The organism is Streptomyces sp. HUAS TT11 (assembly GCF_051553595.1).
GTDB lineage: Bacteria > Actinomycetota > Actinomycetes > Streptomycetales > Streptomycetaceae > Streptomyces.
In genome coordinates, this window is record NZ_CP196184.1 from 2,078,822 (window position 1) to 2,105,034 (window position 26,213).

At 70.9% G+C, this 26,213-nt stretch carries 20 protein-coding genes and 1 tRNA gene; 6 read left to right on the forward strand and 15 right to left on the reverse strand.

Annotated elements, in window-relative coordinates:
• Positions 1–155: 155 nt before the first annotated feature.
• Positions 156–240, reverse strand: a tRNA-Leu gene (locus ACSHXN_RS09405).
• A gap of 100 nt (positions 241–340) precedes the next feature.
• On the reverse strand, positions 341–787 hold the full coding sequence (locus tag ACSHXN_RS09410; RefSeq protein ID WP_438302933.1) for a MarR family winged helix-turn-helix transcriptional regulator: 447 nt from the start codon (positions 785–787) through the stop codon (positions 341–343).
• A gap of 61 nt (positions 788–848) precedes the next feature.
• Here ACSHXN_RS09410 and ACSHXN_RS09415 point away from each other — a divergent pair, with 61 nt between their 5' ends.
• Positions 849–1,787 (forward strand): LLM class flavin-dependent oxidoreductase, encoded by a 939-nt coding sequence (locus ACSHXN_RS09415; protein ID WP_438302935.1) that lies wholly within the window; start codon positions 849–851, stop codon positions 1,785–1,787.
• On the opposite strand, the gene ACSHXN_RS09420 is transcribed toward ACSHXN_RS09415, so the two are convergent.
• The 3 genes from ACSHXN_RS09420 to sucC form a co-directional block, all read right to left on the reverse strand.
• On the reverse strand, positions 1,777–3,318 hold the full coding sequence (locus ACSHXN_RS09420; RefSeq protein WP_355128380.1) for an aldehyde dehydrogenase family protein: 1,542 nt from the start codon (positions 3,316–3,318) through the stop codon (positions 1,777–1,779). The two genes, ACSHXN_RS09415 and ACSHXN_RS09420, sit on opposite strands and share 11 nt — an antisense overlap.
• A 146-nt stretch (positions 3,319–3,464) precedes the next feature.
• On the reverse strand, positions 3,465–4,397 hold the full coding sequence (sucD, locus tag ACSHXN_RS09425) for a succinate--CoA ligase subunit alpha (RefSeq protein WP_220291526.1): 933 nt from the start codon (positions 4,395–4,397) through the stop codon (positions 3,465–3,467).
• 11 nt (positions 4,398–4,408) lie between these two features.
• A complete protein-coding gene (sucC, locus tag ACSHXN_RS09430) occupies positions 4,409–5,539 on the reverse strand; it encodes an ADP-forming succinate--CoA ligase subunit beta (protein ID WP_355796279.1) in 1,131 nt (376 codons plus the stop codon).
• 188 nt (positions 5,540–5,727) lie between these two features.
• On the opposite strand from sucC, the gene ACSHXN_RS09435 reads away from it, so the two are divergent.
• From ACSHXN_RS09435 to ACSHXN_RS09455, 5 genes are all read left to right on the forward strand, one after another.
• Positions 5,728–7,413, forward strand: a complete 1,686-nt coding sequence (locus ACSHXN_RS09435; protein ID WP_438302937.1) for a thiamine pyrophosphate-binding protein — start codon at positions 5,728–5,730, stop codon at positions 7,411–7,413.
• Positions 7,414–7,425: 12 nt separating this feature from the next.
• Complete coding sequence (frc, locus tag ACSHXN_RS09440; protein ID WP_355128374.1) at positions 7,426–8,655, forward strand: formyl-CoA transferase; 1,230 nt, start codon at positions 7,426–7,428, stop codon at positions 8,653–8,655.
• A gap of 4 nt (positions 8,656–8,659) precedes the next feature.
• Positions 8,660–10,849, forward strand: a complete 2,190-nt coding sequence (locus ACSHXN_RS09445; protein WP_438306444.1) for an acetate--CoA ligase family protein — start codon at positions 8,660–8,662, stop codon at positions 10,847–10,849.
• Between the two features lie 120 nt (positions 10,850–10,969).
• Positions 10,970–12,358 carry an OFA family MFS transporter gene (locus tag ACSHXN_RS09450; RefSeq protein WP_438302938.1) on the forward strand — a complete coding sequence of 463 codons (1,389 nt, stop codon included), beginning with the start codon at positions 10,970–10,972 and terminating at the stop codon, positions 12,356–12,358.
• 1 nt (position 12,359) lies between these two features.
• Entirely contained in the window at positions 12,360–13,766 is a 1,407-nt protein-coding gene (locus ACSHXN_RS09455) for an OFA family MFS transporter (protein WP_355128368.1), read from the forward strand.
• A gap of 81 nt (positions 13,767–13,847) precedes the next feature.
• On the opposite strand, the gene ACSHXN_RS09460 is transcribed toward ACSHXN_RS09455, so the two are convergent.
• The 10 genes from ACSHXN_RS09460 to ACSHXN_RS09505 form a co-directional block, all read right to left on the reverse strand.
• On the reverse strand, positions 13,848–15,008 hold the full coding sequence (locus ACSHXN_RS09460) for a sugar phosphate isomerase/epimerase family protein (protein WP_355796288.1): 1,161 nt from the start codon (positions 15,006–15,008) through the stop codon (positions 13,848–13,850).
• An 11-nt stretch (positions 15,009–15,019) separates the two neighbouring features.
• Positions 15,020–16,474 carry a nucleotide pyrophosphatase/phosphodiesterase family protein gene (locus ACSHXN_RS09465; RefSeq protein WP_355128364.1) on the reverse strand — a complete coding sequence of 485 codons (1,455 nt, stop codon included), beginning with the start codon at positions 16,472–16,474 and terminating at the stop codon, positions 15,020–15,022.
• On the reverse strand, positions 16,471–17,640 hold the full coding sequence (eboE, locus tag ACSHXN_RS09470; protein ID WP_355128362.1) for a metabolite traffic protein EboE: 1,170 nt from the start codon (positions 17,638–17,640) through the stop codon (positions 16,471–16,473). Before eboE ends, ACSHXN_RS09465 begins: the two co-directional genes overlap by 4 nt.
• A gap of 3 nt (positions 17,641–17,643) precedes the next feature.
• A complete protein-coding gene (locus tag ACSHXN_RS09475) occupies positions 17,644–18,492 on the reverse strand; it encodes a TatD family hydrolase (RefSeq protein WP_438302939.1) in 849 nt (282 codons plus the stop codon).
• Entirely contained in the window at positions 18,492–19,190 is a 699-nt protein-coding gene (locus ACSHXN_RS09480) for an EboA domain-containing protein (RefSeq protein WP_355128359.1), read from the reverse strand. Before ACSHXN_RS09480 ends, ACSHXN_RS09475 begins: the two co-directional genes overlap by 1 nt.
• Complete coding sequence (locus tag ACSHXN_RS09485; RefSeq protein WP_355128357.1) at positions 19,187–20,116, reverse strand: sugar phosphate isomerase/epimerase family protein; 930 nt, start codon at positions 20,114–20,116, stop codon at positions 19,187–19,189. The genes ACSHXN_RS09480 and ACSHXN_RS09485 overlap by 4 nt, the downstream gene beginning before the upstream one ends.
• The gene (locus ACSHXN_RS09490; RefSeq protein WP_355128355.1) at positions 20,113–21,066 is read right to left on the reverse strand and encodes an SCO3242 family prenyltransferase; all 954 of its coding nucleotides are present in this window, start codon (positions 21,064–21,066) and stop codon (positions 20,113–20,115) included. Before ACSHXN_RS09490 ends, ACSHXN_RS09485 begins: the two co-directional genes overlap by 4 nt.
• Positions 21,063–22,211 (reverse strand): inositol-3-phosphate synthase, encoded by a 1,149-nt coding sequence (locus ACSHXN_RS09495; RefSeq protein WP_355128353.1) that lies wholly within the window; start codon positions 22,209–22,211, stop codon positions 21,063–21,065. Before ACSHXN_RS09495 ends, ACSHXN_RS09490 begins: the two co-directional genes overlap by 4 nt.
• Before the next feature lie 83 nt (positions 22,212–22,294).
• Positions 22,295–23,629, reverse strand: a complete 1,335-nt coding sequence (locus ACSHXN_RS09500) for a ThuA domain-containing protein (protein ID WP_355128351.1) — start codon at positions 23,627–23,629, stop codon at positions 22,295–22,297.
• A gap of 11 nt (positions 23,630–23,640) precedes the next feature.
• Positions 23,641–26,148, reverse strand: coding sequence for a PQQ-dependent sugar dehydrogenase (locus tag ACSHXN_RS09505; protein WP_438302940.1), 2,508 nt, complete (start codon positions 26,146–26,148; stop codon positions 23,641–23,643).
• Positions 26,149–26,213 lie beyond the last annotated feature (65 nt).

Here is a 26,213-nt window from a genome sequence, read left to right on the forward strand (position 1 = left end):
GAGAGACTTGGAGACATCGCACAACGCATCCACGTTGCCGACGCAGAGAAGAAAGGCCCACTCTACGAAGCCCTGGACATCACCATCGGCCGGAAACATACAGAGAGGACCGCGACCGTAAGGTCGAGGCCCTCGCTTCGTTGCAATGAGATAAGTGTCCGAGGGGGGACTTGAACCCCCACGCCCGATAAAGGGCACTAGCACCTCAAGCTAGCGCGTCTGCCATTCCGCCACCCGGACCAGGTGTCCGCCGCCTTGCCAGGGGTCTTCCCCGCGGCGACACGGACAACAATACCAAGGTTTCGGAGCGCCCCTCACCTGCATTTCCGTGCCGTCCGGGTCAGCCGTCGGCACCCTCCGCCATCAGCTGCCGCAGGGCGTGAACGAGGGTGTCGGCGGTCTCCTCGTCCAGTGGAGCGAGGAAGTGCCGCTCCACCGTCCGGCGGGCCTCCTCCCCCCGGCGCAGGCACTCCGCGCCCTCCGCGGTCAGCTCGACGATGTTCTTGCGCCGGTCGTGCTCACTGCGCCTGCGCCGCACCAGACCGCGCTCCTCCAAGGTGTCGATCAGCACGACCATGGTGGTGCGGTCCACCCCGAGGCGCGCGGCGACCTCGATCTGGGAAAGCGGCTCCGCGCCAGCGAGCACCACCAGGACCGCCAGCTCATGGCCGTCGATCCCGAAGGGGGCGAGCGCCTCGGCCACGGCACGGGCCAGCCGCAGCTGGGCGTGCTTGAGCAGATAGCCGAGCCGGGACTCCAGGGGCGTGGGATAACGCTCGTCAGTCATGGCCGGAACTGTATCCATTCCTGATGGTCAGTTGTCCTGATGATTCGCTACGCTGACGGTCATGACGACTGTGCGTTTCGGCATCAAGACCGCACCCATGCATGTCTCCTACAACGACATCCGCCGCGTCTGGCGGGAGGCCGACGCCGTTCCCGAGATCGAGGACGCCTGGCTCTGGGACCATCTGCTGCCCCTCGCCGGACCGAAGGGCGGACAGGCGCACGAGAGCTGGACCCTGCTCGCCGCCCTGGCCGCACAGACCGAGCGGCTACGGCTCGGTGTGCTGGTCACGAGCAATCGGATCCGTCCGCCCGCGGTCCTCGGCAAGATGGCCTCGACCGTGGACGTGATCTCCGGCGGGCGGCTGGTGCTGGGCATCGGCGCCGGCGGCACGCACCAGCCCGCGGGGGCGGGGGGAATCCCCGGCGACAACCCGGCGGTCGCCGAGTACGAGGCGTACGGGCTCACCCTGGTCCCGCCGGCGGAGGGAATCGCCCGGCTCGACGAGACCGTGCGGATCCTGAAGCGGATGTGGGCCGAGGACGTCTTCGACTTCTCCGGGCGCCACTACCGTCTGAAGGGCACCCGGTGCGAGCCCAAGCCCGTGCAGCGCCCCGGGCCGCCGCTGCTGATCGGCGGCTGGGGCACCCGCCTGCTGCGGGTCGTCGCCGAACATGCCGACATGTGGAACGTCCCCGGCCCGCCGCACAACGACATCGAATTCGTCGCGCAGCGCGGACGGGTGCTGGACGCCCACTGCGCCGACCTCGGACGGGACCCGCGCGAGATCACTCGCTCGGTGCAGGTCCTCGTCTCGTACGACGACCCGGCCGCGACGCGCGCCGCTGTCGACGCGCTCGTCGCGGCCGGGATGAATCACATCGTCCTGAACCTGCCGCGGCCCTATCCGAAGGGAGTGGCCCGCTGGCTGGCCGACGAGATCATCGCCGGGCGGCGGACGCAAGGAACGCCCGCCGCCCGACAGGGGCTCACGGCATGAGCTGGTACTCCGGGAAGTTCCCGGGCAGCTTCTCCCCCGCCGGGCCCTGCGTCACCGCGCGCACCAGCAGTTCACCGCCGACGAAGGCGCCGCGCCAGGAGGCGCCGAAGCCGCCGAAGAGCTCGTCGCGGTCACCTCGGGAGCGGGGCTTGCCATGGCCGACCTTGAAGGCGCGGATCTGCGGTGCCAGACGGTCGAACGTCTCCCGGTCGTCCGTGGAGAGCGTGGCGACCAGAGCGCCGTTCGAGGCGTTCATCGCCGCCAGCAGTTCCGCCTCCGTGTCGACCAGGACGATCGTGTCGACCGGGCCGAACGGCTCCGCGTGGTGCAGGGGGGAGGACGGGGGCGGGTTCAGCAGAGTGACCGGGTGGACGTAGGCCGAGGTGTCCTGGCCGGGCAGGAAGCACGCGTCCTCGGCCCGCCCCCGGTGCAGGGGAACCGCGCCGCGGTCGATCGCCTCCGCCACCTGGTCGTTCAGCTCCTTGGCCTTGGCCGCGTTGATCAACGGTCCGAAGTCGAGGCCGGGGAAGGGATCGTCCCGCTGCGCCACCGCCAGGGGGTGACCCACCCTGAGGGTGCGGACGGCCGGCAGGTACGCCGCGAGGAACTCGTCGAACAGTTCGCGCTGGACGACGAAGCGGGGGTATGCCGTGCAGCGCTGCTTGCCGTAGTCGAAGAGTTTGGGGATGACCGCCGTGAGCGACTCCCAGTCCGAGTAGTTCCAGAGGCCCCAGGTGTTGAGGCCCTCCTGTTCGAGGATGTGCCGCTTGCCGAGGTCGGCGACCGCCGTGGCCACCGCGGCGCCCGTGTCGCGGCCGCCGACGAAGGACACGCAGCCGATCTCCGGCGCCCGCACCAGCGCTTCGGACAGCTCGCCGCCGCTGCCGCTGACGAGGGTGACGGGGATGCCCTCGCGTGCGGCCAGTGCGCAGGCAAGGGTCAGGCAGGCGACGCCGCCGTCGGTCGGGGTCTTGGCGATGACGGCGTTGCCCGCCAGGGCCTGGACCAGCATCGCGTGGACCAGGACGCTCATCGGGTAGTTCCAGCTCGCGATGTTCGAGACCGGGCCGTCCAGCGGGACCCGGTCGCCGATCATCGGTTCGATTCCGTCGACGTACCAGCGCACGCCGTCGATGGCCCGGTCCACGTCGGCCTGGGCCAGCCGCCAGGGCTTGCCGATCTCCCAGACGAGGAGAAGGGCGAGCAGCTCGCGGTGCTCGGTGAGCGCGTCGAGGGTCGCGGCGACCCGGGCCCGGCGCTCGGCCGGTGGCACATGGCGCCAGGCGCGGTGCTGGTCGAGCGCGGACTGCACGGCGCGGCGGGCGGTCGCCCGGTCCAGCCGGGGCGGGCCCGCGATGGGGCTGCCGTCGACGGGACTGGTGGCGGGCAGGGCCCGGCCGTCCGCCTGCCAGGAGGAGTCCCAGAGATTGAGGACGCGGTCGTCCCGGAAGGCCTCGGGGGCGACGGCGAGGCAGCGCTGCCAGGCGTCGGCCCAGGACGAACCGGACTTGAGGGTGAGGGTGGGTGCCATCGGGTTGCTCCGCTCTCGGTGCACAGTCGGGGGCGGGGGATGCATGGCTCGTCCGCGCACATGATCGACGGTGATCACACAGCCCGTACGCGAACGTCGTACCGGGACGCTAGCCAGGTGCCGGAACACCCGTAAGTCACGTCACGTCAACTATGAGTGACGTCACGTCCCTCTTCCAGCAGTGCGAGTACCAGGTGCGCCGTCTCGGTCGGGGTACCGCCCACTTTCACTCCTACCCCTTCCAGCGCTTCCTTCTTCGCCTGCGCGGTGCCCGAGGAGCCGGAGACGATGGCACCGGCGTGCCCCATCGTCTTGCCCTCGGGCGCGGTGAACCCCGCGATGTAGCCGACCACGGGCTTGGTGACGTGGTCGCGGATGTACGCGGCGGCCCGTTCCTCGGCGTCGCCGCCGATCTCGCCGATCATCACGATCAGATCGGTGTCGGGGTCCGCCTCGAAGGCGGCGAGGCAGTCGATGTGGGTGGTGCCGACGACGGGGTCACCGCCGATGCCGACACAGGTGGAGAAGCCGATGTCGCGCAGCTCGTACATCAGCTGGTACGTCAGCGTGCCGGATTTCGACACCAGTCCGATGCGGCCGGGTTTGGTGATGTCGGCCGGGATGATGCCGGCATTTGACTGACCGGGGGTGATCAGGCCGGGGCAGTTGGGGCCGATGATCCGGGTGCCCTTCGACGCGGCGTACGCGGTGAAGGCGACCGAGTCGTGGACCGGGATGCCCTCGGTGATCACGACCGCGAGGCCGATGCCGGCGTCGGCGGCCTCCATGACCGCGGCCTTCGCGAAGGCGGGGGGCACGAAGACGACGGTCACGTCCGCGCCGGTCGCCTCCATGCCCTCGCGCACCGAGCCGAACACGGGGACCGTGCTGGGTGCACCCGCGAGGCCGTTCAGACGCTCGGGGACGTCGAAGTCCACGGTCCTGCCCGCCTTGCGCGGGTTGACTCCGCCGACGACCTCCGTGCCTGCCGCGAGCATGCGCCGGGTGTGCTTCATGCCCTCGCCGCCGGTCATGCCCTGGACGAGGACCTTGCTCTCCTTGGTGAGGTAGATGGCCATGGCGGGCTCCTTCAGTCGGCTTCGGCGAGTTCGGCGGCCCGGCGTGCGGCGCCGTCCATGGTGCTGACCTGCTGGACGTACGGGTGCGCGCGCTCCTCGAGCAGCGCCCGGCCCCGGGGGGCGTTGTTGCCGTCGAGGCGGACGACCAGCGGCTTGGTCAGCTGCACCGCGTCCAGCGCCTGCACGATGCCGTCGGCCACCGCGTCGCAGGCGGTGATACCTCCGAAGACGTTCACGAAGACGGACTTCACGGACGGGTCGGAGAGGATGACGGACAACCCGTCGGCCATGATCTGGGCGGAGGCACCGCCGCCGATGTCGAGGAAGTTCGCAGGACGCGCACCGCAGCCCGCGACCACGTCGAGCGTCGACATGACGAGTCCCGCCCCGTTGCCGATGATGCCCACCTCGCCGTCCAGCCGGACGTAGTTGAGGCCCTTTGCGGCGGCCTCCGCCTCCAGCGGGTCCTCGTGCTCCGCGTCCTCCGCGCCCCATCGCGCCTGCCGGAACCGGGCGTTGTCGTCGAGCGTGACCTTGCCGTCGAGCGCGAGGATGCGCCCCTGTTCGGTGCGCACCAGCGGATTGACCTCGACGAGCACGGCGTCCTCGCGGACGAGGACCTCCCAGAGCCGTACGAGCACGTCCACGGTCTGCGGCGGCAGACCCGCCGCCTCGGCGATCTCGCCGGCCTTGGACGAGGTGACGCCCTCGGCCGGGTCGATGGGCACGCGCGCCACCGCCTCGGGCCGGACGGCGGCGACCTCCTCGATCTCCGTGCCGCCCTCGGCAGAGGCGATCGCCAGGAAGCGTCCGGCGGCCCGGTCGAGGACGTAACTCACGTAGAACTCGCGCTCGATGTCGACCGGCTCGGCCACCATCACCTTGCCGACCGTGTGCCCCTTGATGTCCATGCCGAGGATCCGGCGTGCGGTGAGCTCGGCGTCGGCCGGGTCCGCGGCGAGCCTGACGCCGCCCGCCTTGCCGCGGCCGCCCGTCTTCACCTGTGCCTTGACGACGACCCTGCCGCCCAGCCTGCGGGCGATCTCGCGTGCCTCCTTGGGCGAGTCCGTGACCTCGGCCCTCGGCACCACGATGCCGTACTCCTCGAAGAGGGCCCTTGCCTGGTGTTCGTACAGGTCCATATCGGCTCCTGTCTGCGAAGTCTTCGCGACGCCATCGCGAGTCCGAACTGACGATGACTGAAAAGTGCCGCACGCCCCCTGGACACCGCCCATCGGATGCGGGATAACAAGCTTCATACAGTATTCGTCGACTGTATGCAATGTACCGCCCCGCTCGTTCCGACCCTCCGAAGGGAGAGGGCTTCGCCATGTCCGACGGCATCAACCGGCAGCTCGTCCCCGGTGGGCGTGTGATCGCCAGGGCGCTCGAGGCGCAGGGTGTCGAGGTCGTCCACACCTCGCGCGGCAGCCGCATCGGCGGCCTCCACGAGGGCTGCGCGGACGAGGGCATCGAGGTCGTGCACCTGCACAACGAGCAGGCCGCAACCCATGCGGCCGACGCGCATGCGCGCATCACCGGCACCCCCGGCTGCGCCGTCGTCACCGCGGGACCCGGTACGGCCGCCGCTCTGCCCGGTGTGGCCACCGCCTCGCGTGCACAGTCACCGCTGCTGCTGATCGGCGTCCAGAGCGCACTCACCGGGGACAGCAGGGGAACGCGGCAGGATCTGACGCGCATCGGCATGCCGGCGCCCTTCACCAAGTACGCGGCGAACGTGGTGGACACGGCGCATGCGGCGCAGGAGGTGTCGACGGCGCTGCGCGCGTGTCACCACGGCGAGCCCGGCCCCTCCTATGTGGAGATACCGCTCCAGGTCCTCGACGCCGGGGCCCCGTCGGCGACACCGCACCCGCAGGACGAGCACCACGGTGTCCCGACGCGCCCGGCCGCCGACCCCGGGGCCGTCCAGCGACTCGCCGACCTGCTCGTGCACGCCGAGAGGCCGGCGATCCTGCTGGGCCGTCAGGTGTGGACGACACGGGCCACCGATGCCGCGGTCACGCTCGTCCGCTCGCTGAACGTCCCCGCCTACACCGACGGAGCGGCCCGCGGCACCCTGCCGCCGGACGATCCGCACCACTTCCGGTTGTCCCGGCTCTACGCCTTCGCCAACGCCGACGTCATCGTCGTCGTGGGGGACGCACCCCTCGGCGCCCTGCGGGGACGAGGAGAGCGGCCGGCCCCGCAGGCGACCGTCGTGCGGATCGGACGCGGCCCCCGGATCGCCGACGCGCACGAGGACGTCGGCCACACGATCGACGGCGACGCGGGCGCGGTCCTTGCGTCCGTGGCCGAGGCCGCCGCGGCGCGTACCGGCGACGGCGCGTACCGGCGCAAGGGGTGGCTCGACGAACTGCGCGCCGCGGAACGAACCGCGTACGAGAGGCGGTTGCCGCAGTTGCGGTCGGACGCCCGGCCCATCCACCCGTACCGGCTGCTGCACGAGCTGGACGGCTTCCTCACCGAGGACACCCTCTGCATCACCGACGGCGGGGGCGTGGCCCTCTGCTCCGAGCAGATCGTCCAGCCCCGATCACCCGGCCACTGGCTGGACCCGGGCCCGCTGGGCACGCCCGGCGTAGGAATTCCCTTCGTCCTCGCGGCCAAGCGGGCTCGGCCCGACAAGGAGGTCGTCGCCCTCTTCGGCGCCGGCGACCTGTCCGTCACCGGCTGGGACTTCGAGACCCTCGTCCGCCTCGACCTCCCCTTCATCGGCATCGTCGCCGGCAACTCCCCGGCGGGCCCGCCCCACCGGGCCGACCGGGCCGAACGCGACGGGCGGCCCGCCGGGGCGGGCGACCCGTTCACCGGCCTCCCCTACGACACCTTCGCGCGGATGCTGGGCGGCTACGGCGAAGCGGTCCTCGACCCCGCCGACATCGGACCCGCCCTGCGGCGCGCCCGCGAATCCGGGAAGCCCTCGTTGCTCGACGTGCGGGTCGACCCGCACGCGTACACCCCCGGAACCCCGAACCAGACCGTGGACAAGTGAGGAGCGCTTGACATGACAAAGGCTCTCGACGGCATCCGTGTCCTGGACATGACCCACGTTCAGTCCGGGCCCTCCGCGACCCAGTTGCTCGCCTGGCTCGGCGCCGACGTCGTCAAGCTGGAGGCGCCCACGGGTGACATCACCCGCAAGCAGCTGCGCGACCTGCCGGACGTCGACTCCCTGTACTTCACGATGCTCAACTGCAACAAGCGGAGCATCACCCTCAACACCAAGACCGAGCGGGGCAAGCAGCTCCTCACCGAGCTGATCCGGCGCTCCGACGTCATGGTCGAGAACTTCGGACCGGGTGCGGTCGACCGCATGGGCTTCTCCTGGGACCGCATCCGGGAGATCAACCCGCGCATCGTCTACGCCTCCATCAAGGGCTTCGGCGAGGGCCCGTACACCAACTTCAAGGCCTACGAGGTCGTCGCACAGGCCATGGGCGGCTCGATGGCCACCACGGGGTTCGAGGACGGGCCACCGCTCGCGACGGGGGCCCAGATCGGGGACTCCGGTACGGGCGTGCACGCCGTTGCGGGGATTCTCGCCGCTCTGCTCCAGCGGGAGCACACCGGCCGTGGGCAGCGGGTCAACGTGGCCATGCAGCACGCCGTGCTCAATCTGTGCCGGGTGAAGCTGCGGGATCAGCAGCGTCTGGCGCACGGACCGCTCGCCGAGTATCCCAACGAGGACTTCGGCGACGAGGTGCCGCGCTCGGGCAACGCGTCCGGGGGCGGTCAGCCCGGCTGGGCGGTCAAGTGCGCGCCGGGCGGTCCGAACGACTACGTGTACGTCATCGTCCAGCCCGTGGGCTGGCAGCCGCTCAGCCGGCTCATCGGGCGCCCGGAACTGGCGGACGACCCCGAGTGGGCGACGCCGGAGGCAAGGCTCCCCAAGCTCGGCAAGATGTTCCAGCTGATCGAGGAGTGGTCCTCGACGCTGCCCAAGTGGGAGGTGCTGGAGCGGCTCAACACCCACAACATCCCGTGCGGACCCATCCTGTCGACCAAGGAGATCATCGAGGACGCGTCGCTGGTCGCCAACGAGATGGTCGTGACCGTGCCGCACCCGGAGCGGGGCGAGTTCAAGACCGTGGGCAGCCCGCTCAAGCTCTCCGACTCCCCCGTCGAGGTGACCGGTTCACCCCTGCTCGGCGAGCACAACGAAGAGATCTATATCGGCGAACTGGGCTTGGGGGACGAGGAGTTGCGTCTGCTGAAGTCGAACGGAGTGATCTGACGTGATCGCCGACGACCGGGTGCTGAGGGTGCGATCGCTCCTCGACACCGTGCGGGCACAGGGACGGACCGCGCTCACCGCGCCGGAGGGCAAGGTGATCGCGGACGCCTACGGGATCGCCGTACCGGGTGAGGAACTCGCCACGGACGTCGAGGAGGCGGTGGCGCACGCGGCACGGTTCGGCGGGCCCGTCGTCATGAAGATCGTCTCGCCCGACATCCTGCACAAGACCGACGCCGGCGGGGTCAGGGTCGGGGTCGAGGGCGCCGCGGACGTGCGCGCCGCCTTCCACGAGATCGTCGCCAACGCCAAGGCCTACGCCGCCGATGCCCGTATCGAGGGCGTACAGGTGCAGGAACTGCTGCCGCAGGGCCAGGAGGTCATCGTCGGCGCGGTGACCGACCCCACCTTCGGCAAGGTCGTGGCCTTCGGCCTCGGCGGCGTGCTCGTCGAGGTGCTGCGGGACGTCACCTTCCGGCTCGCTCCGCTCGACGCCGACGAGGCGCTGTCCATGCTGGACTCGATCCGCTCGGCGGAGATCCTGCGCGGGGTGCGCGGCCTGCCGGCCGTGGACCGGTGGGCGATCGCGGAGCAGATCCGCCGGGTCTCCCGACTCGTCGCGGACTTCCCCGAGATCGCCGAGGTGGACCTCAACCCGGTGATCGCCACTCCCGAGGGCGCGATGGCGGCCGACATCCGCGTGATCCTCTCCGCCGCACCGGCCGAGGAACGCCGCCGCTACACACGCGCCGAGATCCTCACGTCCATGCGCCGGTTGATGCAGCCGTCCTCCGTGGCCGTGATCGGCGCCTCCAACGAGCCGGGCAAGATCGGCAATTCGGTCATGCGCAATCTCATCGACGGCGGCTTCTCCGGGGAGATCCATCCGGTGAACCCCAAGGCCGATGACATTCTCGGCCGCAAGGCGTACAAGAGTGTCACGGACGTTCCCGGTGAGGTGGATGTGGCGGTCTTCACCATCCCCGCCCAGCGCGTGGCCGCCGCGCTGGAAGAGGTGGGACGCAAGAGGATCCCCAACGCCGTTCTCATTCCCTCCGGGTTCGCGGAGACCGGTGAGCACGAACTGCAGGCCGAAATCGTGGCGATCGCCGAACGGCACGGCACCCGGCTGCTCGGGCCGAACATCTACGGCTACTACTCGACCTGGAACGACCTGTGCGCCACGTTCTGCACGCCCTACGACGTCAAGGGCGGGGTGGCGCTGACCTCGCAGTCCGGTGGCATCGGGATGGCCGTCCTCGGCTTCGCCCGCACCACCAAGACAGGTGTGTCGGCGATCGTGGGACTCGGCAACAAGTCGGACCTGGACGAGGACGACCTGCTGACGTGGTTCGGCGAGGACCCGCACACCGAGTGCATCGCGATGCACCTGGAGGACCTCAAGGACGGGCGCGCCTTCGTGGAGGCCGCACGCGCGACCGTGCCGAAGAAGCCGGTCGTGGTGCTGAAGGCGGGCCGCACGGCCGCGGGCGCGAGGGCCGCGGGCTCGCACACCGGAGCGCTCGCGGGCGACGACGCCGTGTACGACGACATCCTCCGCCAGGCCGGCGTCATCAGGGCGCCCGGGCTGAACGACATGCTGGAGTACGCGCGCGCGTTGCCGGTGCTGCCGACTCCGAAGGGCGACAACGTCGTGATCATCACCGGTGCCGGCGGCAGCGGTGTCCTGCTCTCGGACGCCGTCACCGACAACGGCCTGTCCCTGATGGAGATCCCGCCCGACCTCGACACCGCCTTCCGGAGGTTCATCCCGCCCTTCGGAGCCGCCGGCAACCCGGTGGACATCACCGGTGGCGAGCCGCCGTCGACGTACGAGGCCACGATCCGGCTGGGCCTGGAGGACCCGCGCATCCACGCGCTCGTCCTCGGCTACTGGCACACCATCGTGACCCCGCCCATGGTGTTCGCCGAACTCACGGCACGCGTGGTGGCCGAGTTCCGGGAGCGGGGCGTCGAGAAGCCGGTGGTCGCGTCGCTCGCGGGTGACGTCGAGGTCGAGGAGGCCTGCCAGTACCTCTACGAGCGAGGGGTCGTGGCCTACCCCTACACGACCGAGAAGCCGGTGGCCGTCCTCGGCGCCAAGTACCGCTGGGCGCGTGCCGCGGAGCGGCTGAGGGCCGCGGGCTCTTCCGCCGTGGCGGAAGACGGGCGGGCGTTGGGGGGCGGGTCATGACGTGACAGATGCGGGGACGGCCGACGGTGCGCGTCGGCCGTGCCCCGGGCCCGTGCGCGCACGAAAGGCATTTGGACAGGGGGCGCTGGCCAGATCTTTCGACGCAAGGGGTACTGAACAATGGCAACCACCGATTATTCGGCGTCCGTCCCCTACAGGGAGGTGGCGGACCGCAACGGTCGCGTGTACCGGGTCGGCGAGTCGGACATCGACATCATGGGCCGACCACGGAAGTGGATGGTCATCCTGCCCTGGGTGGGCATGATGGGCATCAGTTCCGCCGAGTACGCGTTCACATCGGCCGAGGACACGCTCCACGAGGCTCATCTGTGGAGCAGTGGACACATCTTCTGGCTCATGGGCGTCTGGGTGTTCTTCCAGGCGGCCGTGGCCTTCCCCGCCGGTCAGCTGCGGGAGAGCGGCAAGCTGCCCGCCCGCACGGCCATGCTGATCGGCGCGGTCGGCACGATGCTGGGCTACGTCTCGCTGGCCTATGCACCGAATGTGATCGTCGCCTACCTCGGCTTCGGTATGTGCAGCGGCATCGGCGCCGGTCTCGTCTACGCGACCTGCGTGAACATGGTCGGCAAGTGGTATCCGGAGCGCAAGGGCGGCAAGACGGGCTTCGTCAACGGCGGATTCGCCTACGGGTCCGTGCCGTTCGTGTTCCTGTTCACGTCGTACATGAACCTGAGCAACTACCAGACGGTGCTCGCCTCGGTGGGTGTCGGATTGTGCCTCGTGGTGGCCTCCGCGGGCTGGTTCTTCAAGGACCCGCCGAAGAACTGGTGGCCCGCGACCGTGGACCCGCTGAAGGCGACCGACGACCCGCGCATCCGCCGCGCCCTGGAGAAGAACCCGCCGGCGATCAAGCAGTACACGCCGCGGGAGGCCGCACGCACCCCGGTGCTGTGGATGATGTGGTTCTGCCTGCTGTGCACGGCCGGCATCAACATCTTCGGCATCGCCTTCCAGGTCCCGTTCGGCAAGGACATGGGCTTCGCGGGCGGCATCGTGGCCACTGCGATGTCCCTGAAGGCCATCGTCAACGGCACCGGACGCGGTGTCATCGGCTGGATCTCGGACCGCTACGGGCGCCGCAACACACTGATCATCGTGTGCATCGTGCTCGGCACCGCACAGTTCGGCGTGCTGGTCTCCGGCCAGATGGGCAGCATGCCGTTCTTCCTGTTCTGCTCGATGGTCTCCGGCTTCGGCGGCGGAGCGATCTTCCCGCTCTTCGCGGCCATGACCGCGGACTACTTCGGTGAGAACAACAACGCCAGCAACTACGGCATGGTCTACAGCTCCAAGCTGATCTCGGGCCTCGTCGGCTCCGGCATGGGCTCGGTCGTCGTCGGCGCGTGGGACTACCACGGCGCCTTCGTCCTGGCCGGCTGCATCGGCCTTGCCTCCGCGGTTCTGGCGCTCTTCCTCAAGGCCCCGGGCAGGCCCAACGCCCGGCGCATCGTCCCCAATTCGCAGCCGCTCGGCGAGGAGATGGCCTGACATGACGGCAGACCCCATAGCGACCAACAGCTCGTCGGCCGGATCCGACGCCGCGAACCGTCCCTACCGTGAGGTGACCGACACCCACGGCCGTGTCTATCGCATCGGCGAGACCGACCGCGACATCCTCGGCCACTCCCGCAAGATCATGGTGTACCTGCCGTGGATCGCCATGATGGCCATCAGTGTCTTCGAGTACGCGTACGGCTCCGCGGAGGACACCCTGTCCCACGCGCACGGCTGGACGCAGAGCAACACGTTCTGGATCCTCAGCGTCTGGGTCTTCTTCCAGGCGGGCATCGCCTTCCCGGCCGGCTGGATGCGTGAGAAGGGCATCCTGACCGCCCGCAGGGCGATGTTCATCGGCTCGGCCATGTGCCTCGTCGGCTTCCTGGCCCTGTCGCACCTGAGCAATGTGCTGCTGGCGATCCTGGGCTTCGGTGTGATCGGCGGCATCGGCGCCGGACTCGTCTACGCGACCTGCATCAACATGGTCGGCAAGTGGTTCCCCGAACGGCGCGGTGCGCGGACCGGGTTCGTCAACGGCGGCTTCGCCTACGGATCGCTGCCCTTCATCTTCATCTTCAACTACGCCTTCGACACGGCGAACTACCACCGGGTGCTGGACCTCATCGGCCTCTACATCCTGGTCGTCGTCTTCGCGAGCGCCTTCTTCTTCAAGGACCCGCCGAAGAACTGGTGGCCCGCGGACATCGACCCGCTGACGTACTCCAGCAACCAGAAGAACGGGGCCGGCCTGGCCAAGAACCCCCCGGCGGTGAAGCAGTACTCGCCGAAGGAGGCCATCAGGACGGGCATGCTGCCGCTGATGTGGATATCCATCGTGATGACCGCCGGTGTGTCGATCTTCGGTATCTCCTTCCAGGTCGACTTCGCCAAGGAAGTGGGCTTCGGTCCGCTGGTCGCCGCCTCGTCGATGGGTGTCATGGCGGTCATCAACGGCATCGGCCGTGGTGTCGTCGGCTGGATGTCGGACCGGTGGGGACGCAAGTCGACGCTGGTGTTCGTCATCCTGGTGCTGGGGCTCTCCCAGTTCGGCGTGATCTGGGCGGGCGACGTCAAGAGCGAGGCGCTGTTCCTGTTCTTCGCCTTCCTCTCGGGCTTCGGCGGCGGCGCCTTCTATCCGCTGTTCGCGGCCCTCACCCCGGACTACTTCGGTGAGAACTACAACGCCACCAACTACGGCCTGGTCTACAGCGGCAAGCTGATCAGCGGCCTGTTCGGCGGTGGCCTCGGCTCGATGGTGGTCGCGGCCTGGGGCTACAACGGCGCCTATGCGCTGGCGGGCGGTGTGTCGATGGTGGCGGCGGCCATCGCACTGCTGCTGCGGCAGCCCGGCAGGGACCGGAAGGTGACCGTGGCCCCGCAGGCGCAGCCCGCGGGCTGACGGTTCCCGGCACGTGAGGAGGCCCCTCCCCCGGTTCGGGGAGGGGCCTCCTGGTGCGTCCGGGGTCCGTCGCAGCCGGCGCTACTTCCGGCGCAGGGCGGCCAGGTTGTCGTAGCCGATCCGCGCGTGCTCGAGCGACTGGCCCGGGTCGGTGGAACTGGGCGCGTTGTCCTGCTCCACCATCGGGTTGTGGTAGTTGCGCTCACCGACCCGCGAGAAGAACGTCGTGTAGTCGATGACACCGGTGCCGAACGGGACCATGTCGTAGCCCTGCCCGTTGGTGGTGTTGACGACGCCGTCCTTCGCGTGGAACAGCGGGTAGCGCTTGTTGTGACGGGCGACCAGGCCGGCCGGGTCGAAGACCTTCTCCTGCGTGGAGCCGTCGTGGGCGGTGTAGGTGTGGAACTTGTACTGGGCCACGTGCGCCCAGTAGATGTCCATCTCCAGCCAGATCAGCTTCGGGTCGGTGATGGACAGGAAGTACTCCAGCTTGCGGATGCCGGAGCTGCGGGTCGGGCGGCCCTGTGCGTCGAGCGGCCCGCCGTCGAGCAGGAAACCGTACGCCGCGTCGTGGTTGTGGGTGTAGAGCTTGAGCCCGGCCCTGCGGGCGATCTCGCCGAGCTCGTGCCACTTGTCGGCGGCGACGTCCCAGTCCGCCCGGTAGGAGCTGCCGGTGGGGTCGCCGCCGGTGCCCATGTGGTCCATGCCGAGGATGTTCGCGATCTCGAGGTGCTTCTTGAAGGTGTCCAGGTCCTCCTTGGTCAGCGGCCAGGAGCTCGGGATGAAGCCGTGGTTGCCCTGCGCCCGCAGCCCGTACTCGTTCAGCCAGCGGCGCAGCAGCCGGGCGCCCTCGACGGACTCCAGGTTCGCCCCGCCGGGCGCGTTGGCGTGCTGTCCGTAGCCGGCGAACTCGACCTGCTTGTAGCCGAAGCGGGCGAGCTGCTTGAACACCTCGCGGAACCCGGAGGGCAGGGTGGTGGAGAGCGGGTCGCGTCCGGTGGCGTCGCGGACCGTGTAGAGGATGATGCCGCGCTTGTCGGCGGGCACGAGCGCATGGCCTCTGCCGCCCTTCCCGGCCGGTGCCGTCGGCGCGGCCAGCGCGGGCCCCGCGCCGAAGGCCGGGGCGGCGATCGCGCCCGCCGCGACGGCGGTGCAGGTGCTCAGGAAGCGGCGGCGGCCGATGCCCAGGCTGCGGCGCAGCGACTCGTCGGTGTCGTGGGCTGTTTCGTGGATGTCCTTCACGGGTGCCTCTCTCAGGGCTGGTGGTCCGGTTGGTCGGCGCTCGCGGCCCGCGGGCTCTCGTGCGGTGACGGGGCGAGCCCCGCCAGGGCGAGCAGGAGTGACTTCACGTCCGTGGCCGCGACGCGGTCACCGACGGCGCGGGGGGTGGAGCAGAGGATGAGCGGACCGTCGTCGTCGCTCAGGGGAAGTCGGCCGTGGCTGCCGCGGATGGGCGCGGGGTCGAGGGGCACGACCGCCATGCGGTAGCGCATGCCGAGTTTCTTGCGGGCCAGGGCGGTCGCCGCCTTGACCTTGACATAGGGGTCGAGCGGATCCATGAACAGCTCGACCGGGTCGTAGCCGGGTTTGCGGTGGATCTCGACGAGTCGCGCGAAGTCGGGGGCGCGGGCGTCGTCGAGCCAGTAGTAGTACGTGAACCAGGCGTCCGGCTCCGCGACGGCGACGAGTTCGCCGGAGCGGGGATGGTCGAGATGATGGGCCTTCTTGCCCTCGTCGTCGAGGAGCCGCTCGATGCCGGGCAGGTCGGCGAGCGCGGCCCGGGTCGCCTCCAGGTCCTCCGGGCGGCGTACGTAGACATGGGCGATCTGGTGGTCGGCGACCGCGAACGCGCGGGAGGCCATCGGGTCGAGGTACTCCATGCCGTCCTGCGTGTGCACCTCGAGCAGTCCGGCGCGGCGCAGGACCCGGTTGATGTCGATCGGCCGGTCCACGGGGGTGATGCCGTACTCGGACAGGGCGACGACGGTACGCCCCTCGGCGCGGGCCTCGTCCAGGAGCGGCGCCACGGCTGCGTCCAGGTCGGCCGCGGCCTGCCACGAGCGGGGGTCGTCGGGGCCGAACCGCTGGAGGTCGTAGTCGAGGTGCGGCAGGTAGCACAGGGCCAGGTCGGGGCGGCGGGTGCGGAGGATGTGCCGGGTCGCGTCGATGATCCAGCGGCTGGAGACCAGGTCGGCACCGGGACCCCAGAAGTGGAAGAGGGGGAACGTGCCCAGTTCGCCGGTGAGTTCGTCGTGCAGAGCCGGCGGCCTGGTGTAGCAGTCGGGTTCCTTGCGGCCGTCGGAGTAGTAGACCGGGCGGGGGGTGACGGTGATGTCGGTGTCCGCGCCCATGGCGTACCACCAGCAGATGTTGGCGACCGTGTAGCCGGGGTGCACCCGACGGGCGGCGTCCCACAACTTGTCGCCGGAGACGAGCCCGTTGTGCTGGCGCCACAGGAGCACGTCGCCGAGCTCGCGGAAGTACCAGCCGTTGCCGACGATGCCGTGCTCGGAGGGCATGGCACCGGTGAGGAAGGTGGACTGAGCGGCGCAGGTGACGGCGGGCAGAACGGTGCCGAGCGGGGCGCGCGAGCCGGACCTGCCGAGCGCCTTGAGGTGCGGCATGTGGTCGAGGAGGCGGGGGGTGAGGCCCACGACGTCCAGAACCAGGAGCGGGGTGGGGTCCTTGTCGGTCCGACGGGTGCTCATGGCAGCTCCTTCAGGCCGAGGTCGGTCAACAGGTCCCGGGCGAGCATGAGTTCGGCGGCGATGCCGTCGATGAGCCGGGCCCGGGCCCGGGGGCGCAGCTCGGGCGGGAGGGCCTGCCAGGTGTAGGTCTCGACCTCGAGGTGACGGGTGAGGGGGTGCGGGCCCCCGACGAGCCGGGTCAGTGCCGCCTGCAGCACGGGGAGCGTGGAGGTGAGCGGGGCGGCGGGGGCCGCGTGCAGCGGGACGTGGAAGTGGGCGCGCCAGGGGGAGCCGTCGGGCAGGGCGTCGCCCCGCAGCGCGTCGCCGAGGTCGTCGGTGCCCTGCAGACCGGAGTCGGTCACGGTACGCGTCTGGTGCAGGAAACGCGGCTCGTCGAATGCGGCGAGGGCCTCACGGACCTCGGGGAGGTGGGGGTGTTCGGCGTGCAGGGCCGCCGACAGCTGGGTCTTGACCACCGGGACGCCGGCCCGCCGGAGCGCCTCGAGGGCCGGGAGCGGATCTTCGAAGGAGGTGGCGAGGTGGCACGTGTCGACACAGACGCCGATGCGTTCGTGCGCGATCGAGGTCAGCGGGGTGATGGCGTCCGCGGTGGTCTCGACGGTGCACCCGGGTTCCGGCTCCAGCCCGATGCGGATGGATCGTCCGGTCAACTCGGCCAGGGCGTCGAGGCGTTCGCCGAGAGTCCGCAACGCGGTGCGGGCCGTCTGCGCCCGCCGCTCGTCCGCGGCGGTGCGCCAGAACAGGGGCAGCGTGGAGATGCTGCCCTCGCTGACGTCGTCGGGGAGCAGCCCGGCGAGGAGGCGGGCGAGGGCGGTGGTGTGGTCGAGGCGTTCGGGGTCGGCCCAGTCCGGCCTGTAGACGCGGTACTTGACCTCCTCGGCGCCGAAGCCCTCGTACGGGAATCCGTTGAGGGTGACGACCTCCAGGCCCCGCTGGTCGAGTTCGGTGCGCAGTCGGCGCAGCGCGGACGGATCGGTGACCAGGGCCCGGGCGGCGTCCTTGGCGAGCCACAGGCCGATGCCCAGGCGGTCCCGGCCGAGGCGGCGGCGCACCGCCTCGCAGTGGTCGCGCAGTTGGAGGAGGACCCCGTCGAGCGTCTCGGCCGGGTGGACGTTGGTGCAGTAGGCGAGGTGGACCGTGGAGCCGTCCGGGTGGCGGAAGCGCATGCCTCACTCCCCGCCGCGCAGGATGGAGTTGCCCTCGTGGGTCGCCGCCGTGCCGGCGGGGGCGAGGTCGAGCCGGCCGCTGATCCCGTAGAACGCGACGGGGTTGCGCCACAGCACCCGGTCGACCTCGTCCTCGGTGAAGCCGTCCCCGAGCATCGCGTCGGCGACCTTGCGGGTCTTGAGCGGGTCGCTCCTGCCCCAGTCCGCCGCGGAGTTCACCAGGACCCGCTCGGGCCCGTACTCCCGCAGGATCGCCACCATCCGCCCCTCGTCCATCTTGGTCTCGGGGTAGACGGAGAACCCCAGCCAGCAGCCGCTGTCCTTGGCCTCCTTGACGGTGGTCTCGTTGAGGTGGTCGACCAGCACGTGGTCCGGGGGCAGTGCGGACTCCCGGACGACGTCGAGGGTGCGGCGCAGGCCGGCGAGCTTGTCGCGGTGCGGGGTGTGGACGAGCGCGGGCAGTGTGTGATCGGCGGCGAGCTGGAGCTGGGCGGCGAGCGCGGTGTCCTCGGCGGGGGTCATGGAGTCGTAGCCGATCTCGCCGACGGCCACGACCCCGTCCTTGACGAGGTACCGGGGCAGTTCGTCGAGGACCGGTACACAGCGCGGGTCGCCCGCCTCCTTCGGATTGAGGGCGAGGGTGCAGTGGTGGGCGATGCCGTGCTGGGCGGCGCGGAAGGGTTCCCAGCCCAGGAGGGAGTCGAAGTAGTCGAGGAAGGTGGCGGGAGAGGTGCGGGGCTGGCCGAGCCAGAAGGACGGCTCGACCACGGCGCGGACGCCCGCGGCGTACATGGCCTCGTAGTCGTCCGTGGTCCGCGACGTCATATGGATATGGGGGTCGAAGATGCGCATCAGGACTCCTTGCCGTGGGGGGCGTCCGAGGAAGGCGGAGTGGGCGCGGACTCGGTCAGGGCGAGGACGCGGTGCAGGTCCTCCGGCACGGGGCGGCCCGCGGCGGTCCGTTCGGCGGCGTAGTCGCGCAGCATGCGGGCGAGTTCGGCGTCTCCCCGGGCGCGCCGCGCCAGGTCCGTCACACCGGTGACGGACACGCCGGTGAACAGGCACTTCAGGACGGCGTGCCGCCAGAGGTGGGCGGCGAGATGCCGGGCCGCGTACGGGCCGACGGCGGCGGCCACCAGCCGGGTGTCGTTGGTGCGCAGCGCGTCCTCGACGAGGGGAAGGGCGTCCGGGCCCGGCACGAGATGGGCCAGGGCGTGCAGGACGGCGCGTCGCTCGTCGGCGGTGCCCTGCCGGTAGACCCGGGTGAGTGCCGTGGTGTCGGCGCGGGCCGCGTGGAGGATGAGGACACGGGCCGCGTCGGCGTGTACGGGACCGCAGCGGCGTCCGGCCTCCGCGAGACGCAACTCCCAGACGGAGATGGGGCCATGGGCGCCGGGATGGGCGGCGGCCTCGTCGAGTGACCGGTCGAGCCAGGCGCGGGCGGATGCGTCGAGGTGGGCGCCGAGGCGGGCGTGCAGCTCGTCCGGTGGGGTGCGGGCGAGCGAGGCACCGGCCGCGGGGCCTCCCGGGGCGGCGTGGGGGTGGGTCATGCAGGGCTCCCATCGGGGGTGGCGGAGGGCGCGCCGTGGGTGGGGGTGGCGACCGGCGTGTGGGTGGTGGCGGTCGCCGCCGCTGTGCGGAGGAACGGGAGGGAGAGCTGGGCGTGGTGGGGCCCGGCATGGGAGTGGCGGGGCAGTTCGACGACGGTCAGCCCCCGGTAGGCGGCGTCCGACAGGGCCGCGAGGACCGGCGGGAAGTCGATGTCGCCCTCTCCGAAGGGGAGGTGCTCGTGCACGCCCCGGCGCATGTCCTCGATCTGGACGTGCCGCAGCCAGGGGGCGGCCGCACGTACGCAGTCCGCGGGAGGAAGGGGCTCCAGGCACTGGCAGTGTCCGATGTCGAGGGTGAGGCCGAGGTGTTCGGGGTCCGCGAGGGCCTCCCGCAGCCGGTGGAAGTCGGCGAGGGTGGCGAGTAGATGACCCGGTTCGGGCTCGACGGCGAGAGGGACGCCCGCGGTGGCTGCGGCCTCCAGGACGGGGGTGAGCCCCTCGGCCAGCCGCTTCCACGCCGTGTCCTCGTCGCATCCCTCCGGGACGGTGCCGCTGAAGCAGTGCACCGCATGGGCGCCGAGTTCGGCGGCGATCCGCACGGCCCGTGACAGCAGGTCGGCACGGCGGGCCCGGTCCTCCGGGGCGGCGTCCAGGAGGGAGGGACCGTGTTTGCGGCGCGGGTCGAGCACATAGCGGGCGCCGGTCTCGACGGTGACCTCCAGGCCGAGCGTCTCCAGGCGCCGGGCGAGCCTGCGCGTGCGGGAGGCCAGGTCGGGAGCCAGCGGGTCGAGGTGCATATGGTCGAGGGTCAGTCCGACGCCGTCGTAGCCGAGGTCGGCGAGCAGCGCGAGGGCGTCGTCGAGACGGAGGTCGGCGAGGCCGTTGGTGCCGTAACCGAAGCGGAGCGCGCCAGGTCCGGGAGTCATGTCACGCTCACCTTCCTCGCGAACTTCGCGGCAAGAGGCGCCAGGGCCGCGGTGAGCAGCGCGCTGACCGGGGCCCCGGAGCGGGCCGCGAGCGCCGCCTGGAGCGGGATCGTGGCGCGGATGCCGGCTCCCACGGCGCGCTGGGTGAGCGGGGGTGACGGATTCAGGGTGGCGTGGAGGTAGGGCCGGGCCGCGGTGGCGGCATAGGCGGCGGCGAGCGCCGCGCCGAGGGTGCCCGTGGGCGGTGCCGGTGTCCCCGCGGCGGCCCCGGCTCCCCGGCGTGGCAGCAGCCGGGTCAGCACCCCGGTCGTGACCAGTGCGGCCAGACCGGACAGGGGTGAACCGCCCCGGGTCTCGTGGCGGGACACGGCGGTGACGGCGAGCGTGTGGCTGCCGAGGAGAGCGGCCGGGGCGAGGGCCGGCCTGATGTGGCCCCCGGTGGCCGCCGCCCCCAGGAGCACGTCGAGGCCCCGTGCCGCCGCCATCGCCGGCGGGCCGCCCGGTGTGCGCTTCAGGCCCAGGTCGTACGCCCACACGGTGGCCGCGAGGGGGACCGCGACCCGGAGTGCGGGACGGCCGGCGCAGCGGGCCAGGGCGAGGCCGGCCGCGGTGAGGGCGCAGGCGGCGGTGAGGGCGGCCGCGGGGGCGACACGTCCGGAGGGCAGGGGGCGGTGAGGGCGCTCCAGGGCGTCCTCGTCGCGGTCGGCCCAGTCGTTGAGGGCCATGCCCGCCTCGTACAGGCACAGGGAGGAGCCGATGGCCAGGACGGTGCGGCGGCCCGGGGTCGCCGGGACCGCGGCCGCACCGGCGAGTGCGTCACCGGGCACGGTGAACAGGGCGGGCACACGCAGCAGTTCGGCCCAGGCACCGAGTCCGGTCCGGCCACCGGCGCCGGCCCGTCGTGCACCGGGTGCGTCGGCCGGGTCCGTGGCCGAGTCGCCGTGGCTCATCGCGGTCCCTCCGGGCCCTCTTCGGTGCCCGTCTCCCGCAACCGGTCCGCGAAGCCGGCCAGCGCCGCGTACTGCTCCCCGAGCGCCGAGGGTCCCCGACCCACCGGATCCTTGAAGTAGAAGCCGAGCTCTTCCAGGGGGCCCGACAGACCGGCCTCGTGGGCGCGCAGCGCGAGCCGGGCCAGGTCGAGCACCAGCGGCGCGGCCAGTGCCGAGTCGCAGCCCTGCCAGATGGTCTGGAGCACCATGCGCGTGCCGAGGAAGCCGTCGAAGGCGACGTGGTCCCAGGCGGTCTTCCAGTCGCCGAGGGCGGGGACGTCGTCGATGTGCACCTCGCCCTCGACGGATGTGCCGAGGGTGTCGGTGAGGACCCTCTCCTTGCCGGCGTTCTTGGCGGCGGCCGCATCCGGGTCGGCCAGCGAGGCGCCGTCGCCGCCGCCCAGCAGGTTGGTCCCGGACCAGGCCCGCACCGCGAGGGCCCGCTGCGCGAACATCGGGCCCAGCACCGAACGCAACAGTGTCTGCCCGGTCTTGCCGTCGCGGCCCGCGTACGGCAGTCCGCTCGCGGCCGCGGTGCCCGCCAGGGCCGGATGGTGCAGGCCGGTCGAGGGGGTGAAGTTCACGTACGGGCAGCCCGCCCGGAGCGCGGCCGCCGCATACAGCGAGCTCGGTGGCAGCGCATCACCGGTGACCGACGGCTCGGTGGAGGCCACGTTCACCACCACCGCGCGTTCGAGGCCGCGCCGTTGCACGAAGTCGTCGATGTCCGCGGCGAAGGCGGCGATCAGCTCCTCCTCGCTCCGTGTGTCCGCCGGGCCGGGGCCGCCCGGCCTGATCTCACGGTCGGCGGCGGCGAGTTCGGCCATGACGGCCGGGGGCAGGCCGGGCGGCAGCACCCCGCCGGCCGCCAGTGCCTCCGCGCGTTTGGGCAGGGGGCAGTCCACCGTGTCGTGGCCGCCGAAGACCAGTTCCGACAGCGCCGGAAGCCCCGAGGCGGCGAACACGGACGTCTCGGTGACCATGCCGGTGGGTGGGTGCAGACCCGCGCTGACGGCGGCGCACCCGGCGACGACGGTCGTGGCGACGGAGCCGCGGGCGCCGATCAGCCACACACCGGCACGGGCTCGGGAAGGGGACGCGGACATGGGCAGCCTCCTTGCGTTGCGAACCTCGGCAGGTCGGGAGGAAGACGGCGGGCGGGAGTCCGGCGTCTCCCGCCCGCCGCCGCTCATTTGCCCTTGGCGGGCAGTTCCTTGATGCGGATGTCCCGGAAGGACACCTCGTCGCCGGATCCGTGGTTCTGGATGCCGACGTGTCCGTCGCGCAGGCTCCGCGCCGGATCGGTGTTGGTGAAATCGTTGATCTTGACGCCGTTGAGCCACACGCGGAGGTGCTCGCCCTCCACGCGGATCTCGTACGTGTTCCACTCCCCCGGCGGATTCAGCGCTCGGTCGCGCTTCTTCAGATCGGCGGAGCGGAAGCCGTAGACGGACCCGGTGGTCTTCTCGGGCACGTCGGTGGCGTCGATCTGGATCTCGTAGCCGTTGTCCACGGCCGACCACGGGTCGTCCGAGGGCGGGAAGCCCACGAACACCCCGGAGTTGTCGTCACCGGCCGCCTTCCAGTCGAGCTTCAGCGAGTACCTGGAGAAGGCCGACGCGGCGTACCAGAGCATGCCCAGACCGCCCGTCGACGTCAGGGTGCCGTCGTCGTCGAGGGTGAAGGAGCCCGGGCCCGCCTGCTTCCAGCCGGACAGCGATCCGGCCGTACCGTCGAAGAGCGGCCGGTAGCCGTTCTCCGGGCGGCAGTCCGCCTGGGCGTCGCCGATCGCCCAGGTGATCCCGCCCCGCAGGTGCCGGAGGAAGGCGGGGTCGGTGTAGGACTCCTTCGTGTGGCCGCCTCCGGTGTAGAAGGCGCGGCCGCCCTGGTAGTTCTGGCACCAGGCGATCGGATGGTCGCCGTTCATGGTGCCGCCGGTGTACGACGACTCGTCGAGCGAGGCGAGGACGTGCGCCCTCTCCCGCGGATTGGAGCGGTAGTTGTACCACTCGTCGGTCCGCTCCCAGGTCCGCGCCAGCTCCGAGGTCGCCGGGTGGGCGCGGTCCTCCACGTCCACCTCCGCCTGCTGGATCGCCGGGTGCGACTGGAAGTAGGCGCCGGCGAGGCCGCCGTAGAACTCCCAGTCGTACTCGGTGTCGGCGGCCGCATGGATACCGACGTATGCGCCGCCGTGCCGGATGTAGCCCTCGAAGGCGCTCTGCTGCGTGGAGTCGAGCACGTCTCCCGTCGTCGACAGGAACACCACCGCGTCATAGCGCTTGAGGTTCTTCGAGGTGAAGGCGCCCGCGTCCTCCGTCGCGTCGACGGCGAAGCCGCTCGTCTCGCCGAGTTGCCGCACCGCCGCGACGCCGTCCGGGATGGAGTCGTGCCGGAAGCCGGCCGTCTTGGAGAAGACCAGGACGCGCTTGCCGTCGGCGGAGTGCGAGGCGGCGGGCCCCGAGACACAGCCGAGCAGCAGGGCCGCTCCCACAACCGCGGTCGTCAGTCTGCCGGTCGCGTGCATGGCTCCCCTCCTCAGCTCGTCGTGAACGTGAAGTCGTCGACGTCGTACAGGGCGCCGGACCCGGTGCTCCCCTTGAAGACCAGATAGAGCGTGGTCGTTCCCTTCGGGGCGCGGGACAGGTTCGCGCTGACGTCCTGGAAGTTCTCCCAGCCGCCGGTCACCGGCACGGTCGCCTTGCCCAGCAGGGTCCCCTTCGCCGAGCCCGCGCGGACCTCGAGGGTGCCGCCCGCGCCGCCGGAGGAGATGCGCGCCGTGATCTTCTTGGCGTTGCTCAGGACATACGGCGTGAAGGAGATCCAGTCGCCGTTGTCGACGTCGCCGACCGTCCGGCCGCCGTGCGCGGTGTCCTTCGTGATCACCGAGACGCCGGAGGAGGTGCCGAAGTGCTCGGCCTGCCGGTGCCGCGGCTGGGCGACGCTCTGGTCGTGCGAGGTGAGCGGGGCCTGTCCGCCGCCTCCACCGTCCGTGTACTGCGCGTCGAAGACGCCGAAGATGTTCTCGTCCTCGTCGTGCCCGCCGTCTGCGGTGGTCTGGATGGTGCCGGAGCAGCCGTTGGCCGAGGTGATCGGGTGGCCGTGGGTGTCATGGCCGAGGACGAAGTTGACCGTGACCTTCGAGCAGTCGATGCTCTTCCCGTCCTCCGGGTCGGTGACCTTCACCTTGAACGGAACGGCGTCGCCGAAGCTGAACAGCTGGCCGTCCTGCGGGAGTTCGAGCGTCACCTTCGGTGCCGTGTTGCCGACGACGATCTGCACGCTCGCGCCGCCGGTACGGCCGTCGCCGTCCTTGGCGGTGACGGTCGCCGTGTAGGTCCCGTTCTTCCGGTACGTGTGGGACGGGTTGGCGGCGGTCGACGTGCCTCCGTCGCCGAAGTCCCAGCTGTAGGTGAGCGCGTCCCCGTCCTGGTCGCTGCTCCCCGCGGAGGAGAACGCCACCTTCAGGGGTGCCTGACCCGAGGTCTTGCTCGCCGCCGCCTGCGCCACCGGCGAATGGCCGTCGGTCGCGTTCTCGATGCGGTACAGACCCGAGTTGTCGTCGCCGCCGAACCAGGCGGTGCCGTAGTCGAGGACGTAGAGCGCGCCGTCGGGCCCGAAGGCCATGTCCATCACCTGGGTGCCGGTCCAGGGGAAGGGGTTGATCGACTGCACGTTCCCGTCCGTGTCGCTGACGATCCGCTTGATCCAGCGTCGGCCGAACTCACCCGCGAAGAAGTTGCCGTCGTAGGCCTCGGGGAACTTCACCGGCGAGTCGAGCGCGGGGTCGTAGTGGTAGACCGGGCCGCCCATCGGGGACTCCGAGCCGTCGCCGAACTCGGGCACGGACGCGCCGTCGTAGGGAATCCAGGCGGACTGGGCGGGGGGCAGGTCCGTCAGACCCGTGTTGTGGGGCGAGTTGTTCTTCGGCGCGTTGCAGTCGAAGCTCGCGCCGGACGCCCCGGTGGCGAAGTCGTAGTCGACGTAGGCATCGTTGTCGCCGGTGCAGTACGGCCAGCCGAAGTTGCCGGGGCCGGTGACCCGGGCGAACTCGACCTGCCCGCCGGGGCCGCGCTTGGGGTCGGCGGCACCCGCGTCGGGACCGTAGTCGCCGACGTAGGCGATGCCGGTCTCCTTGTCCACGCTGAAGCGGAACGGGTTGCGGAAGCCCATCGCGTAGATCTCGGGGCGCGTCTTGTCCGTGCCGGGCGGGAAGAGGTTGCCGTCCGGGATGGAGTACGAGCCGTCGTCGTTCACCTTGATACGCAGGATCTTTCCGCGCAGGTCGTTGGTGTTGCCGGCCGAACGCTGGGCGTCGAAGGCCGGGTTGCGGTCCGAGCGCTCGTCGATCGGGTTGTAGCCGTCCGACTGGAAGGGGTTGGTGTCGTCGCCCGTCGACAGGTACAGGTTTCCGGCCGCGTCGAAGTCGATGTCACCGCCGACGTGGCAGCAGATGCCTCGGGACGTCTTGACCTCGAGGATGTTCTTCTCACTGGCCGAGTCGAGCGTGCCGTCCGCCTTGAGCACGAAGCGGGACAGCCGGTTCACACCGTCGAAGGGCGCGAAGTCGGCCGCGGTGCCGTTCTCGGGGGCGTCGCCCGCGGGTGTGCTCAACGGGGGTGCGTAGTAGAGGTAGATGAAGCGGTTGTCGGTGAAGTGCGGGTCGACACCGACGCCTTGCAGTCCCTCCTCGTCGTGCGAGTACACGTCGAGCTTGCCGGCGAGCCGGGTGTTGCCCGCCGCGTCGGTCAGGCGGAGCTCACCGTCGCGCGAGGTGTGCAGGACGGAGCGGTCCGGGAGGACGGCGAGCGACATGGGCTCGCCGACCTCCGCCTCGCCCTTGGCGAGGGTGACCTGCTGGAAGTCCTCGGCGGCGACGGCACCCCGGTCGGTGACGGCTGCGCCGGCCTGGGGTGCGGCGAGGGTGAGGGACGCGCCTGCCAGCAGTGCGCCGCCGAGGAGGGCGACTGCCTTGCGCAGGGACGGGCGGCGTCGTCTGTGGGTCTCGATTCTGTCGGTGCCGATGATGCGGTCGTTCCCGTGCACGAGTGCCTCCAGAAAGGGGCCGGTTGTACGGGGCGGGTGCTGACGCCGGGATGCGCCGTCATCCC

Coding starts and splice junctions, on each gene's coding strand:
- ACSHXN_RS09410 (WP_438302933.1), bottom strand. CDS start 787: ATGACTGACGAGCGTTATCCCACGCCCCTGGAGTCCCGGCTCGGCTAT.
- eboE (WP_355128362.1), bottom strand. CDS start 17,640: ATGCGCTTCCGCCACCCGGACGGCTCCACGGTCCACCTCGCCTACTGC.
- ACSHXN_RS09500 (WP_355128351.1), bottom strand. CDS start 23,629: ATGCACGCGACCGGCAGACTGACGACCGCGGTTGTGGGAGCGGCCCTG.
- ACSHXN_RS09455 (WP_355128368.1), top strand. CDS start 12,360: ATGACGGCAGACCCCATAGCGACCAACAGCTCGTCGGCCGGATCCGAC.
- ACSHXN_RS09415 (WP_438302935.1), top strand. CDS start 849: ATGACGACTGTGCGTTTCGGCATCAAGACCGCACCCATGCATGTCTCC.
- ACSHXN_RS09480 (WP_355128359.1), bottom strand. CDS start 19,190: ATGACCCACCCCCACGCCGCCCCGGGAGGCCCCGCGGCCGGTGCCTCG.
- ACSHXN_RS09435 (WP_438302937.1), top strand. CDS start 5,728: ATGTCCGACGGCATCAACCGGCAGCTCGTCCCCGGTGGGCGTGTGATC.
- ACSHXN_RS09420 (WP_355128380.1), bottom strand. CDS start 3,318: ATGGCACCCACCCTCACCCTCAAGTCCGGTTCGTCCTGGGCCGACGCC.
- sucC (WP_355796279.1), bottom strand. CDS start 5,539: ATGGACCTGTACGAACACCAGGCAAGGGCCCTCTTCGAGGAGTACGGC.
- frc (WP_355128374.1), top strand. CDS start 7,426: ATGACAAAGGCTCTCGACGGCATCCGTGTCCTGGACATGACCCACGTT.
- ACSHXN_RS09490 (WP_355128355.1), bottom strand. CDS start 21,066: ATGAGCCACGGCGACTCGGCCACGGACCCGGCCGACGCACCCGGTGCA.
- ACSHXN_RS09465 (WP_355128364.1), bottom strand. CDS start 16,474: ATGAGCACCCGTCGGACCGACAAGGACCCCACCCCGCTCCTGGTTCTG.
- ACSHXN_RS09485 (WP_355128357.1), bottom strand. CDS start 20,116: ATGACTCCCGGACCTGGCGCGCTCCGCTTCGGTTACGGCACCAACGGC.
- ACSHXN_RS09495 (WP_355128353.1), bottom strand. CDS start 22,211: ATGTCCGCGTCCCCTTCCCGAGCCCGTGCCGGTGTGTGGCTGATCGGC.
- ACSHXN_RS09450 (WP_438302938.1), top strand. CDS start 10,970: ATGGCAACCACCGATTATTCGGCGTCCGTCCCCTACAGGGAGGTGGCG.
- ACSHXN_RS09475 (WP_438302939.1), bottom strand. CDS start 18,492: ATGCGCATCTTCGACCCCCATATCCATATGACGTCGCGGACCACGGAC.
- sucD (WP_220291526.1), bottom strand. CDS start 4,397: ATGGCCATCTACCTCACCAAGGAGAGCAAGGTCCTCGTCCAGGGCATG.